The organism is Myroides sp. TSA_177.3, assembly GCF_052691955.1.
In genome coordinates, this window is record NZ_JBQZGD010000022.1 from 1 (window position 1) to 14,526 (window position 14,526).

Here is a 14,526-nt window from a genome sequence, read left to right on the forward strand (position 1 = left end):
GTGCCAGGTGTTTTTATAATGGATCGATTATTAGAGGGAATTGAAAAATTCTTTAAGCTTCAAGCAGAGGATCTCCAAAGTAAAAAATTAGTTGTAGATAATTTAGAAACATTTCTAAATACAGCTACCCCAGTTTATAGAGAATTAAGCTCGCTGGTTCATTACCGACAAGTATCTAAGGATAGTTTTTTGTTTGTTTGTACTATTACTGATAGTAATCATAAAATTGAATTTGGTCATTTTGTTATTACTGTGAAACTTTATTGAAAGTAACTATTTTTTTATAGAACTATCTGTTTTATAAGCGTTATGTAAAATAAAATTAGGGTTAGGATTTGATAAAAGATACTAACCCTTTGTTATAATACTATCATTTTTTTTATACTTATTGAAAAACTTCTATCTAGTAAATCGTTTACTTTGATCGTTTGTTTAGAGAAATCTTGATAAAGATTATTTCTTACAATTTCTGTCATTTCTAGACTTAACGTAAATTGATCATAATCAGCACGCATTATTTTTCTTTTATTGAATTGACTTCGCTCAAGTAATTTTGGTATTTCTTGTTTAGTTAGTTGCTTGCTTAAATTGTTAGTTATCAATGTAACAAGGGGTAAAAATGCTTTGTAAAAGGATACCTCTTTGTATGGTAGATGGTTTTTTGATGAAAAACACGAGTGAGAAGCTTTACTCTAAGTGACGTATTTTGATGGGTATAAGGTGGACAAAGCAAAATAAAAGGAGCCATTTGCAAAAGTTAGCTGAAGAAACTCGTTCTTTGTAAGATGAAAAAAGAGGTGAAATAAGTTAACTACTCCAAGTTATTTCAACCTGATACAATGGAGTATTGGAAATACTGGGTTTTCAGCCCATCGACTATGACTTTTAAACAATTAAATATAATACAACCCATCCTAAATGCAATTGAGAAAATAGGATATGATCAACCTACTGCAATACAAGCAAAGAGTATCCCATTTATTTTACAAGGACATGATATCATAGGATGTGCCCAAACGGGGACGGGAAAAACAGCATCTTTTTCCATTCCCATTTTACAGCTGTTACAGCAGCAAGTAAACCCTAAAAAAGGAATTCGTTCGCTTATTTTAACCCCTACAAGGGAGTTAGCCATCCAGATTGATGAGAATTTTAAAGCTTATGGGGCACAACTAAAAATAAAACACGTGGCTATTTTTGGCGGAGTGTCTCAACACAAACAAGTAGGACAACTTAGACGGGGTGTGGACGTTGTTATCGCAACTCCAGGTCGTTTGTTGGATTTGTTAAATCAACAGTTGATTTCACTCCAACACGTAGAAATTGTGGTACTAGATGAGGCTGACCGTATGTTGGATATGGGATTTGTCAAAGATGTGAACAAAATATTTACCAAGATCCCCACAAAAAGACAAACGCTATTTTTCTCGGCAACCATGCCTCCAGAGATTAAAAAATTAGCCATGCAACTCGTAAGGAATCCGAAAGAAGTACATGTATCTCCAGTTTCTTCTACTGCTGGAACGATTGAACAAGGTGTTTATTTTGCAGAAAAAGACGACAAACTAGATTTGCTTTTTTCTATATTGAAGGATGCGTCCATCCAGCGTTCTTTAGTGTTTACACGAACGAAGTTCGGAGCAGATCGATTGGCAAAAAAATTGGTGAGCATGGGGCTTTCTGCTGCTGCTATCCATGGTAATAAGTCACAAAATGCTCGACAACGAGCGCTTAGCGATTTTAAAGCGAATAAGATACGGGTATTAATTGCTACAGATATTGCCGCTCGAGGTATTGACATAGAGGAATTACCTCATGTAGTAAATTACGAATTACCCAATATTCCCGAAAGTTACGTACACCGCATTGGACGTACCGGACGCGCAGGGGCTTCAGGTGTTGCAGTTTCTTTTTGTGGAACAGATGAAATCAAAGAGTTAAAAAAGATAGAAAAGGTAATTGGCATTAAAATTCCTGTGCTGTCAACTACGTTTCCTTTATCAGAACCGCAACCCGAGGCAAAAGTAAAGCAGGTTAAGAAGCGAAATAAACGCAACAATAGACCTAGAAAACGCCCTGGAAAAAATGATAAACAAGCCTAAGTCAAGAGAACTCCTGAGCAATTGAAAGGAGTGATTCTTTTTTTAATATGAGCCCCCTTGTTCATCACAGGGGGATTATCCTTGTTTATATAACGGCTTAGAAACGAAAGAAAAGCAAGAATAAAAGCGACTTTGCGTATACGAGCACTCGTTCAAACTCCGCTTCATTTTCCTTACAAATAACGAAAAAAAGCCTGTTTTTGATGGTTAATTCAATTCAATTGCTGAACTTTGAATAAATACCATTACGTATGATAGACAATCAAATTAATGCAGATGAGTTTGTTTCCAAGTTCATGGACATGAGTAGGAATCATTTGATCTATATCCGTACTCCGATTAAAATTTTTTCTCTTAAGGATATTGCACCTTACCTCAAAATTCCAATTCCGCCTATTTTCTTTGGGTACAATTTATTGATTCACCTAACGAAAGGCTATTTTACCCAACGAATTGATTCGACTACGTTTACGGTAGAGGCGCCTGCGGTATTGCTGTGTAACTATGGTTATATTTCAGCCATTGAATCTGTAGACAAATCGGCGGAAGGGTATTGTGTGCTGATTAAAGAACACGCAATGACTTCCATGTTTCGCGAAACACAGATTTTAAATATTTTTACTATCTCTCCGTTGCTCAACCTCAATGCGCAAAACAGTGCGGCACTTAGTAGTCTACTTGATTTATTATATGGTGAAATTCACAGCGATAAACCCTATAAAGAGCTGTATGAAAGCTTGTTCAAAACCATTGCATTGAAAGTGATTAAACTGTCAGATTCGACGACACCCATTGAGCGTAGGCAAGAGATTGCCATTGCGTTCAAACAACTCGTTCATTTGCACTTCAGCAAGCACAAGACCGTCGATTTTTATGCGGATCAACTCAAAGTGTCAATTAATTACTTGAATCGCTGTGTTTCTGCTGTGTATCAAAAATCATCCAAGCAACTTATTTTAGAAATTGCCATTATTCACAGCCAACTGTTATTGCTGGAAACCAATAAAAGCATTGCAACCATTGCTTATGAACTCGATTTTGTCGATCCGTCTTATTTTGCTCGACTTTTTAAAAAACACGTAGGAATTACTCCTTCAGCATACAGGAAGATATAATTTTAGTTGTATGCTAAAGATGCACGATTTGTCCTAGTTTTAATCTAAACTATCATATTTGTTTCGCAATCAGCTCCTTAAATTTGTTCAAAGTGATGTTTGATCGTTTTTGTCCTTATAGATGAGCCAATCGTTAATCGATTTTTCAGCACATAGGGGAGGAAGCTGTCAAACCGCTGTAGATTTTTTAATTGAAAAAAAGGAGATAGTTATGCATGCAGTAATAGAACACATCGATTTTAGTACCTATATCGCAGAATTCAAGAAGCGATTGAAGTATTTGTTTCGCGAAAAATACAATTATAACGATATGGGGTTAACCCGTGATTTTCCAGCTGAATTAATGGAGGAAATCATGGAGGAAAAGCCATTGGCAGTGGCTATTCCGACCATGCACGGTGGACGAGGAGTACAAGTAAAAGAATGCTTGCAAATACTTGCTGCTGCTTCGTATGAGTCGTTGCCCTTGTCGTTGATGTTTGGGATTAACATTGCGCTTTTTTTAGAACCTCTAGCGAAGTACGGCCAACCAGCTGTACAGCAACGCGTATTTCATCAGTTTATGGAAAATAAGGCCATGGGAGGTTTGATGATTACGGAAAAAGCCCATGGTAGTGATGCCTTGAATATGAAAACGGCTTTTGAGCAGAAAGAAGACATGTTTCACATTAAAGGACAAAAACACTGGCAAGGTTTGAGTGGTGCGGCTGACTTTTGGTTAGTAACGGCAAGAGAGTGCAAACCCAATGGCGAATTATCTCGTGATATTGACTTTTTTGTTTCTGAAAACAACAGAGCGGAACAACATATCCCCATGACGCATCGCTACAATAACCTTGGACTGTATGCGATTCCCTATGGTATTAATGAAATTGATATTGCTGTTCCTTCAGAACAAAAATTAGTAACCGAAAGTACGGGAATTAAATTAATGCTCGATACGCTACACCGCAGTAGGTTGCAATTTCCTGGAATGGGGTTGGGCTTTATTCAAAGGCTATTAGATGAATCACTGGCGCATTGTCAAGAAAGACAAGTAGGAGGAGTTCCGCTATTGAGTATTGATTCCGTGAAAAATCAAATTGCCAAGATTCAAGCAGCTTACACGCTATGTTCAGGGATGTGTATTTTCAGTGTAGCGACTAGTGGCATTGAGAACGACTTGGCTTCGATGAGTATTGAGGCGAATGTGCTCAAAGCGGTTGTGACGGATTTAATGCAAGAATCGGCTCAAATTAGCTTGCAATTAGCAGGCGCAAATGGGTATCGCTTGGACCATATTGCAGGGCGATCTTTAGTTGATTGTAGACCTTTCCAAATTTTTGAGGGATCCAATGAGATGCTGTATACACAAATTGCGGAAGGTATTGTAAAGTTGATGCGAAAAGCGAAGGAAACCAATTTATATCGCTTTTTACAAGGGTATGAACGCACAAATCTAAGTGTGGATTTATTTCGAACGTACTTCGATTTTACAGTGGATGGTGCTGTAAAACAACGCAATATGTTGCTTATAGGCAAGATGCTTTCTCGCGTTATTGCCTTTCAATTTGTGTTGCAAATGGACGACTTTAATGCCCAACTAGTGGAGATTACCCGTCAACAGGTTGAAGCTGATTTAGCCGCTTTTTACGGACAATTTAAAACCCAAAATGATGTGGATCCTATCTTGGATTATCAAGTAAATTCAGATTGGACACGTTTTTAAACGAAGGCGTTTCGCTTTTAAATTATATAAAAGAGTCAAGTAGTTTACTGCTTGACTTTTTTTTGTGGTTGTATTGCCGATTACAAGTGTCTGACTTTGCTCTGTTTTGCAGTTTAAAACTTTTGTCGTTAATCCGAAATAGTAAAAAGGAAGCCATAAAAAAGCGTTTTAAAAAGGCCCTAGGTTTGTTTGAACAGCAAAATTATACTTATTTATATCCCAAAAGGGGAAATAGCTCGGTGTTTAACGTTGAAAAATAGAAATTGCCTTTTCACGCATAAAATAGCTTCAATTTTCCACTTGCTATCCTTTGGTAGTTATGTTGCATTTTTATAAAAATTAACATTATCTTATCCGTATCTTTGAAAAACCATTAAACGAAAAAATATGAAAATTGGAGCAGATGCTTTAGGGGTAAGCAAAAAAGACGCCATCAAGATTGTAAGCTTAGTTATTGTAACGTATATTCTTTTGGGGGTACTATTGGATTGGCTATTTGATCGTAGCCTAGTTGCATGGTATTACTATTTAATAAAAGGGGTGCTTTTTGGTGTATTTTTCTCCTTGGTGTTTTACTTCTTTATCGAGAAGATGACTAAGGGAATCTTACTTAAATTAGATTTACCCTTAGAAGAAGGGGAAGTCTTAGAAGCTTATGGCGTTGCCAACTTGTTTTTAAAAGGACAGGCCGTTGGTGGAAAACTGGGGATAACTCAAGACTATTTACTCTTCCATTCACACAAGTTTAATTTTACAAAGAAAACGGTACGCATTGCCTTTGCCGATGTGCAAACCATCCAACCTTGCAGAACCATGGGGGTGATTGACAACGGTTTAAAGGTGAAATTAGCGGATCAAGAATGTCGTTTTGTAGTTAATGATCGAGCAAAATGGATGGAATTGTTGCAGGTGAAACTAAAGTAAAAAGTGATCGTTAACTAAGAGACATACAACAGTCGCTGTAAAAAATAGTTTACTAATTAGGAGTGAATTTCGAAATAATAGATAAGATTGTGCTTTAAATAGCTAAATCGAATGATGTATGTGGTTGTGCTTTGTGAAATAACAATTTAGGTCCTAGTATTTGTAGGTGGTAATCGATTTTGAGTACTTTTTCAACGTAATTCAAATGAAAATCAACGGATGAATTTTAATAGATTAATGTTTGAAAACGAGTATTTTACATTTCAAATTGTCATCTACTGTTTTTAAGTTATTTATGATATTTTTGTATGTTAACAGCAAACAAAGACAGTTTTTCATTTCGTATAAGAATAGACCGCTATGAATCAAATAACCTTGAATGATACTACATTTGTACTGAAAGTGAAGAAGAGTACGCTTTTTGCTCGTGTAATTTTGTACATCATTACATTCCTTTCAGCTGCTTTGCCTATAGGTGGATTTGTCGTAAATATTGTCAATGGTGAATCGTTCAAATTTTTTAATCTAATTGCTTTACTTCTCGGTGGGTTAATCTTTTATTTTATGTTGCGAATTGCCTTGTGGAATACGTGTGGAAAAGAGATAATCACTATCTTGGATAATAAACTAATCTATATAGCGGATTACAACTGGTTTAAGGATAAAGTAACGGAATTCTCTTTTAAAAAAATTCAGTTCACCTCGCATCAAGTTGGATATGAAGAAGACAATAAAGGTGTATTAGTGATCAACTTTGATAAAAAGGTTACTTTAGAAACGGTTACGAAATTAGATCTCGTAGAGCTCACTACGCTTATAACTCAATTAAATAAAAACCACAATTCCAGTTTAAATTATGGGAATACGTACAATTCTTTTTATTATTTTCACGATTATACTTTTAGGATGTAATCAGCGAAAGGAGCAACAAAAGGCAGATAACCAAGTAAGAGAAATGCTGGTTGGTGATTGGGAATTAATTATAGATAAAAGTCTTGTGGATGATTTCCCACTAGAATTCTTTCGTTTACCTCTAGGAATGACAATAACTAAGGATAGTATCGCTTTTTATTTGGGATTTTATCAAGAAAAACTAGATAGCATGACGGGTAGGAGAATGCGACAATTTTTAGGAAATACGGTGCCCTATCAAGTCAATAAAGACAGTGTTCATATTAAAAGTCTGGTGACTCGTAATTGGGCATTCCAATGGAAATTTATTGCTAAAAGAAATGATACCTTACAGCTTGCAAGTAACGATAGTACAATTATTCGATATAAGAGACTTACCTATAACTTAGACACTTTACCCGATTTTGATCAAATCATCTTTTCTAGCTCGGGTTGTTATGGCGGATGTCCAATACTCGATATTTCAGTCACTAGAGAAGGACATGTTTTATTTCAAGGCGAAGGTTATGTAAAATCGCTTGGTTTTTTCACAGGGCATCTGGACCGTCAAACAACGCAAACTATTTTTGACAAGTTCAGAAAAGCAAATCCCTTAGCACTTGAGAATAGCTATGCCGTTGATCATACAGATGACCAAACGCTGACAACTACCTTCATTCAAAATGGAAAGATTGTTAAGACAATTGGCGATTATGGAATGGCAGGAACCAAGGAGTTGATATGGGCGTATATGTTACTTTCGAATATTCACGATGTGATGCATCTTAACCCATTGCCTTATGATGAACCTTTCTATCCTAAGTTACATACGTTCACTTTTAAAAGGGATAATTTCGTCTTACCACTTGCCAAATCAGAAAGTTTTTACCTTTGGACGGAACTCAAAAAAGCAAAACAAATAGACAAATCATTTACTGCGCAATACAAGCTTGTTTTTACTCGTAATTTTGACTATTGGGGACCAGATCCGAATGAAGCAAGAACACATAAATATGAAATAAACAATGTGGTAACTGACGGACAGTTTTACAAATTTGAATTTGAAGATAGGGAGGCTATAACGTATGATTTAGGGTATAACTTTCTGGAGCGAAATTTCAATACTGCGAATTTTATAGAAGACCTTGAAAGATAAAAACAGCACCCATAAAGTAACCGTTGAAACTGTTGAACATTGAGTGTATGCGTTAAACCAAATAGTAGCTTGCTCAAACTTCAAAGCTTCAAAAGTAAAAATAAGAGGTAGGATTGGGATAGGAGGCAAGGTAGTGGAAAGGAAAATAAAGGTCTTTTTTAGCAATAATCGTTTATATTTTTCTACATTTAGAAGATAATCAAAGAGATCTATTTCAGTTGACATTGCATATTGAAATAGGCTATCTAAAAGTATAACATTCAGTAGTACTAAAAAACACCTCCAAGAATATGAGTTATGACTTAATGGTTTTTAAAAAAGAAGCCGCACCCAAGTATAGAACTGATTTTATGAAATGGTATGATCATCAAACAACATGGACAGAAGATCACGGTTATGATGATCCAAAAAATACCGCTCTCGAATTAAGCAATTGGTATATAGAAATGATTAAAACATTTCCGGATATGAATGGAAATGATATAGAGGACGAAGATCTTGAAGGTGCTTATGAATCTGACTACTGTATTGGAAAAGATGTCATCTATGTTGCTTTTGCGTGGTCTGTAGCAGAAGAGGCATACAATAAAATGTATGAATTAGCGGCAAAACACGGGGTTGGTTTTTTTGACGTATCGAGTGAGGAAGGAGCTATCTTATTTCCTGAAAATGGAAAATTAGTATCGATAGATGCTAAAGTATAAGGTTCAACTATTTTAGTATCCACATCATCAATGCACGCTATTATGCAATCGAATAAACAACCGCATACCAGTTATCGACCACAGTTGAATTATGTACTACTTCTAATCATTATATTTTTTTCTAGCTCTTCATTTGCCCAATGTGATAAAAAACTTTTGACTGGCACATTTGCAAGTATTCCTTTTACTTTGCGTTGCCCTGGGTATCAATATTCTTTTTCACCCCATAATACAACGGAAATATTGGATATTTTAGGTCACAATGATATCAATTTAGTAAAGCGCGAGTTCTCGGCTGTAGAAGCTTGTATTAAAGAACACGTGTTGAAGAACACAAATGCGTATTTTTTGGAGCATTTGAATTTTTATACATTAGAAATTGTTGATTTAGATCGAGCAGATGATTTTAAACACAGAGTCCCTACAATGGATCTAACGCAGTGTCGAGCTAAATATACAATAGATTATTATTTTGAGCCTCTTGAAAATGTAAAGTACTGTGTTGGTTTTGCCCTCGATGAAAAAATGAACATCATCAGTACAGATAACTTTCCTAAAGGAAAAGTAAAACCCTTTCAAAATACAACGGTTTGTGCTCTCTACGATTTAGGTGAAGCATATTTAAACCTTCCTACTACCGATTTAGAACTAATTGTTCATAAAAATGAATTTTATTGGAGCTTGTTGGAAAAAGCAAACTACGAAAGGGGAGAAAATAAACGACAAAGAATACTCATTAGTGCTGCGGATTTGAGTGATTATCTTCTTCTTGATGTTGTTCGTTATGTTGATTTTTAATTGTGTTATTCGCAGTTGTATGTCCTGTATACAAGCGGGATTTCGATATGTTCTATCTAGTATTGAATAGCTATAGCAAGAAATAAATTTATTCATTCAAAAAAATAATGATTATGCCCTTTCCAATTGAACTTACCTATATTAAACAGACAGAAGATGAATTAGGTGTTTGGTTTCCTGATGATTTTAAAGCTAAAATGATGCAAGAAAATGGGGGAGAACTATCAACCGAAGAGGATGATTGGCAGTTATATCCTTTTTTTGATCGATCTGATAAGAAAAGAATCAGCAGAACATGTAATCACATTGGTTTAGAAACGAAACAAGCCCAAGCGTGGCGCAATTTTCCCGCTAATGCAATAGCGATTGCTTCTAATGGGAGCGGCGATCATTTAATTCTACTACCAGAAGCTGGCAATGAAAAACAACTGAGTGAAGTGATTTATGCTTGGTGGCACGAGGAGGGGATTCCGAAGAAAGTGGCAGATAGTATTGAGGATTTAGTCAATGAATAAAAGAGGAGTTTTTGTTTGTCTTTTCTGTTTATGAAGCAGAATAATTAGTTTTAATTGTAATTATAGTTGTACTTTTCAAAAGAATGAAAAAAAAACAGCGTTAAATATGGATATTCAATTTAAAGAGCTTGCTGTACTTTGGAAAAAATATAATAAGACAAGTACTGAATTAGTAGAGGCTATGGGAGGTACTTCAAATGAAGTTGGAGAATTTGCAGAACTTTTAGTTGCAAATTATTATAAAGGTAAACAATTACCAGCTTCTTGTAAAAGCGCAGATGTAGAGACTAAAGAAGGAAAACTTATTCAGGTTAAATCTAGAAAACTAGATAAAATTAAATCTACCAGTTTAAACGTATTTAGAAGTTGGGATTTTGATGTACTAGTAGTTGTGATATTTGATAAGCAAGGAGGGATACTTAAAGCAATTGAGTTAAATGTAGCAGATGCTAAATCCTTAGCAAAAAGTAATAAACATCAAAACGGGCATATTCTGACAACAAATAAATACTTGCTGGAGCATATTAATGCTGTTGATTTAACTAAAGCCTTTCAGTCATTACTCAAAGGGTGAAACACACTTCGTATATTCAATGCGCATGATGATTTGGTTTCTAAGTAGAATTAAACACCAAGATAAATCTGTATATTTTCAACAATCTCCTCCTGCCAAGTTTGTATTGTATCACCTGTGGCAATTTGCATCATGCTACATACTTTATCTGATAGCTCACCTTGGATAGTAGAATTAAAATAGTTTCCTTTTCTAATTTGATGCTTATCTGAAGGATATAATAAAACTACCTTATTGGCTTGATAAAAACGATGATAGACGTACATTTGACGTAAATCTTCAGAGGAAGGATTCGAATTATTTATATTCTTCCATTTGGTGTCAAGCACAATGATTTCTTTTGATTCATTATGCTTTATAACAATATCAGGTCGTAGGGTAGATGAATAGCCTTCAATAGGTTGCCAAAATTTTTTGGATAATTGAGCGGAGACCTGATGTGTTTTTAGTTTCTTTTTTAATGTTACCAAAATAAATTGCTCCCATAGCTTATTCATGTCAAACATTAGGGCTAAAACATTATTTCTTCCCTTTACTACATCAGGATGATGGTTAAGAAGTAATAGTTTAGCAATTTCAATCGCTTTTTCATAAGGCTTACTTTTGCGGTCAAAAACAAGCTTGTCAAAAGTTGATGACGTAATTTTACAATCTTTCATTTCAGGAAAGTTCATCATTAGAGAAGCTATCCTTCCTTTTAGTGCAACGTTAGTATTGGTATTAGCTAGTAATTTAATTGTTTTAAAGATAATTTCATGTAAGATATGTGCCGTTGAATACTGTGTGTGTTTGACATAAAAACGCTCTTTGTGTACAAGGTTCTGAGCAATGTGTTGTGAAAATTGTAAAGACCCTTTTAAAGATGTTTGATTTCCTTCCTGCTTGCGATATTTTTTAATCAATCCTCGATGAAGCAAGTATTCCACTTCAGAAATAAATAGTTCAAAATACAGCTCTAAAATTGAATTTGACTTCAGTTTTAGAGTGCTAGAACCAGTTGTTTTTACATCAAATCCCCAAACCGTTTTAATCATTCCAATCAATAGATCTCTCCATTTTTTCTCACCGGATTGATCAGCTTTAGGTAGAACCTCAATTGTTGTTTTTCCAATTTGAATGACACCTACATGTTCATTGAATTGTACACCGTTTCGGATTAATTTAAAAAATGGCGTACCATCACCATGATACAGTTCCAAGGCATCATGCAACAATTTTTCGGCTGTATTGTTTAAATTAAATACGTGCTTTTCATGTTCAAAAACGGTGATTTTATTTTCTTTATTCACAGTGCAATTAGTTCATTAGTGAGTTAATAGCTTCTCTAAATGCTGTAGTATTTTTTTTGTGATCGATTATCTTATAAGATTCTCTTTCTTCAAATTGCGAATAATCCGCAGAATTGAATGAGGCAAAAACAGATTTATTTTCAATTGCTTCAACAAATCCAGCGCCTAATACCAATCCGATTTTTCCATAATCACCAAAGAAGTATTCCTGAAGCAAAGGAATAATGTTTTTGTAGAAAGATGCTATGATTGTTGTTTCATCTTTGTTGATAAAATAAGCATGACCAATGAGGTGATCTCGGTCAAGTAATTTTTCAATTCTCCTATTGATAGTTTTTAATATTTCAGAAGCAGTATAACCATACAGGTTTTGTTGCAAACCTTCCAAATCGTACTCAGGTGGCATTTCTTCGAAAATAAAACGTCTACGTAAAGCCGTATCTAGTGCTTCCACACTTCGATCCGCAGTATTCATAGTTCCTATAATATAGAGATTAGAAGGAACTCCAAAAGGCTCTTTAGAATAGGGTAATATAACTTTTATTTCTTCATTATTGCCTAAACGTTTATCTTCCTCAATCAAAGTAATTAGTTCACCAAAAATATGAGAGACATTACCTCGGTTGATTTCATCAATGATTAATACATGTGGATCTTGTGGCAATGGACGCTCTGTTGCTAGTGATTTTTTTTCTGTATTAATTTTATTGTTTATGTAATTCATTACAGCCCAATATGCCGTAGAATTTGAACCTCCAATTACAGCCCTAAATTCTTTGTCTATGTTTTTTATTACAGATAAATCGGGATAGGCCTTTTGTAATTTTTCCGCACGTGAATAAGAAACGGTATATTCTTTTGCGTTTTCAGAATAAATCGGTTTTAGAATTAAATTACCTTTATCTGAAATTCCAGTTATTTTTAAACCAAGATTTTTGGTTTGGATAGGCAAGAATAATTGCTCGTTATGTTCAAAATTTTGATTGGCTTCTAAAACAAGGTCGTTAAATGCATCATCAAAAGTATAGCTAGTTAATTCTTCTGATTTTTTTAAATGAGGTTGTTGCGCCTGTATTGAGATCGCTTTAAATATGCCATCTTTTATGTCATAAATAACGCTTTTTCCCCCTTCTTCATTTTCTTCTATAACGGGTTTAATTCCTTCAATAAAATCCTCGTAGGTCATACTTTGATGAAAAGTAGTGAATACAATTTGTCCTTTATCTACTAATCTTTTGTATTCCTGGGTTATAGCTTTTCTTTTTTCTTGATCAGTTAATGCTTCTGCAATTTTAAAACCTGGATTGGCAATTTGAACTGCTTTATTAATAGTGTTGTATGTTTTTCCAGTACCTGGAGGACCGTAGAGTATTTGATTAAGAGGAATATTAATATCCATAGAAATAGGTTCATTTACTTGATTAGATGTTGATAGTAAAAAATTGATATATGTTTGTATTGAAGTAGAATAATATCTGTCTTTACCATAAGATTTTGCTTTTTCAAAATAATATTTACCAGATTCATCTTGTTGATTTAGAATTAAATCTTGATACAAATCCTTGAAATATTCTATTTCAGAAATTGTAAATAGATCAACATTCAATAATTCACTTAAAATATCCATTGCTCTCACATAAGAGCTGTTAGTTCCGTTCTTTTCTCCAAATTGCTTGTTCAACCATTGTATAAAAAGCCTTCGTTTATTACTTAAAATCTTATTTCTAAACTCTTTGTTAAAAACTAATTCTTGTAAATCTTTTTTATTTTGATTTCGATGAGTTGCTTTAATGGTACCTTTTAATTCGTTATTAATAGGAATCAACATTCTATCAAGAATCTTAGAAAAGTTTTCAGGGTTTTCAGAGAAATTGAGATAAGCTTCAGGTTCTTGACCTTCACGACCAAAAATTTCAGCTATTTCTTCATCTTTGCTTAGAGAAATATATTTGTATTCATTTTTAGTAAGATTCCAGATGTATCGTTGTCCAATTGTAAAAATTAATTCTTTACTGTTGTAGCTAAAATAATATTTATCATTATTAGGTTCAAGATTAAAATTCTCAATAATTTTATCTAGTATTTCAAAATAAGGAAATACTCTATTCCCTAATTTAATAAGTACTTTTTTTAAACTTTGTGAAATCAATATTTCATTCCAAAATTTACTTCCAAATTCAAAAAAATCTTCCTCTTCTTTTTTTTGAGAGAGTATTTTATTACTAAGGGAAAATCGACTCTCATCGTAAGAATAATCAATTTGTAAAAAATCTAGTATAGAACAAACCATATCTTTACTAAATGTATTTATTAACTGAAAATCACTATACATAAATGCAATTTTCCATTTAGTTGTTTCCCCTAAGTCAATTTCTTCTATTTTCTCAAATTCTCCATTTGTTGCAAATTCAGCAATTTGAATAATAATATTTTTTACTGTTTCAAAAGCTTCATCTCTAGTTTTACCGTATTTATCAAACCAAGCATATTCTCCATCTGTCAAACCGTTTGAAGTTGAGATTTCTTTTTCTTTATTATTGCGTTTATAAATTCCGAATTTAAATGATGATCCTCCTGTAATTCCTCCAAGTTCATTTGTTCTTTGTTCCAACCAATAACAAAATGAGTCTTCTTTATTAAGGTTGGTATATTGATCTAATGACATTGTTCTTAAGCGTTCTATAGGCCAGGTATCTAGGAAATCTTTTAAAAGTTCATGTTTATCCATTAGGTATTCTTGTGAAAATTAA

General features: G+C 34.0%; 12 protein-coding genes and 1 pseudogene. 11 read left to right on the top strand and 2 right to left on the bottom strand.

Translation table 11 applies throughout. The features are described 5' to 3' along the window. From ACUTSE_RS15420 to ACUTSE_RS15470, 11 genes and pseudogenes are all read left to right on the top strand, one after another. Positions 1 to 267 (top strand): annotated as a pseudogene (locus ACUTSE_RS15420) (hypothetical protein); the annotation flags it as partial. 611 nt (positions 268 to 878) lie between these two features. Then, complete coding sequence (locus tag ACUTSE_RS15425) at positions 879 to 2,102, top strand: DEAD/DEAH box helicase (protein WP_445640912.1); 1,224 nt, start codon at positions 879 to 881, stop codon at positions 2,100 to 2,102. A 251-nt stretch (positions 2,103 to 2,353) separates the two neighbouring features. Continuing rightward, complete coding sequence (locus ACUTSE_RS15430; protein ID WP_445640880.1) at positions 2,354 to 3,217, top strand: helix-turn-helix domain-containing protein; 864 nt, start codon at positions 2,354 to 2,356, stop codon at positions 3,215 to 3,217. Positions 3,218 to 3,428: 211 nt separating this feature from the next. Then, positions 3,429 to 4,925 carry an acyl-CoA dehydrogenase family protein gene (locus tag ACUTSE_RS15435; RefSeq protein WP_445640881.1) on the top strand — a complete coding sequence of 499 codons (1,497 nt, stop codon included), beginning with the start codon at positions 3,429 to 3,431 and terminating at the stop codon, positions 4,923 to 4,925. A 387-nt stretch (positions 4,926 to 5,312) separates the two neighbouring features. After that, a complete protein-coding gene (locus ACUTSE_RS15440; RefSeq protein ID WP_445640882.1) occupies positions 5,313 to 5,849 on the top strand; it encodes a hypothetical protein in 537 nt (178 codons plus the stop codon). 360 nt (positions 5,850 to 6,209) lie between these two features. Continuing rightward, positions 6,210 to 6,761 (top strand): hypothetical protein, encoded by a 552-nt coding sequence (locus ACUTSE_RS15445; RefSeq protein ID WP_445640883.1) that lies wholly within the window; start codon positions 6,210 to 6,212, stop codon positions 6,759 to 6,761. Continuing rightward, positions 6,706 to 7,896: a DUF6438 domain-containing protein gene (locus ACUTSE_RS15450; RefSeq protein WP_445640884.1), complete on the top strand. Its 1,191-nt coding sequence runs from the start codon at positions 6,706 to 6,708 to the stop codon at positions 7,894 to 7,896. The genes ACUTSE_RS15445 and ACUTSE_RS15450 overlap by 56 nt, the downstream gene beginning before the upstream one ends. 290 nt (positions 7,897 to 8,186) lie before the next feature. After that, positions 8,187 to 8,600 (top strand): hypothetical protein, encoded by a 414-nt coding sequence (locus tag ACUTSE_RS15455; protein WP_445640885.1) that lies wholly within the window; start codon positions 8,187 to 8,189, stop codon positions 8,598 to 8,600. 42 nt (positions 8,601 to 8,642) lie between these two features. Continuing rightward, entirely contained in the window at positions 8,643 to 9,398 is a 756-nt protein-coding gene (locus ACUTSE_RS15460) for a hypothetical protein (protein WP_445640886.1), read from the top strand. Between the two features lie 113 nt (positions 9,399 to 9,511). Continuing rightward, complete coding sequence (locus tag ACUTSE_RS15465; protein ID WP_445640887.1) at positions 9,512 to 9,913, top strand: SMI1/KNR4 family protein; 402 nt, start codon at positions 9,512 to 9,514, stop codon at positions 9,911 to 9,913. A 106-nt stretch (positions 9,914 to 10,019) separates the two neighbouring features. Next, on the top strand, positions 10,020 to 10,487 hold the full coding sequence (locus ACUTSE_RS15470) for a DUF6998 domain-containing protein (protein WP_445640888.1): 468 nt from the start codon (positions 10,020 to 10,022) through the stop codon (positions 10,485 to 10,487). A 50-nt stretch (positions 10,488 to 10,537) separates the two neighbouring features. Here the strand turns inward: ACUTSE_RS15470 and ACUTSE_RS15475 are convergent, their stop codons facing one another. Together ACUTSE_RS15475 and ACUTSE_RS15480 are read right to left on the bottom strand one after the other, a co-directional pair. Further along, positions 10,538 to 11,776: an McrC family protein gene (locus ACUTSE_RS15475; protein ID WP_445640889.1), complete on the bottom strand. Its 1,239-nt coding sequence runs from the start codon at positions 11,774 to 11,776 to the stop codon at positions 10,538 to 10,540. A 7-nt stretch (positions 11,777 to 11,783) separates the two neighbouring features. Next, positions 11,784 to 14,504, bottom strand: a complete 2,721-nt coding sequence (locus ACUTSE_RS15480) for an McrB family protein (RefSeq protein ID WP_445640890.1) — start codon at positions 14,502 to 14,504, stop codon at positions 11,784 to 11,786. Positions 14,505 to 14,526: the final 22 nt, after the last annotated feature.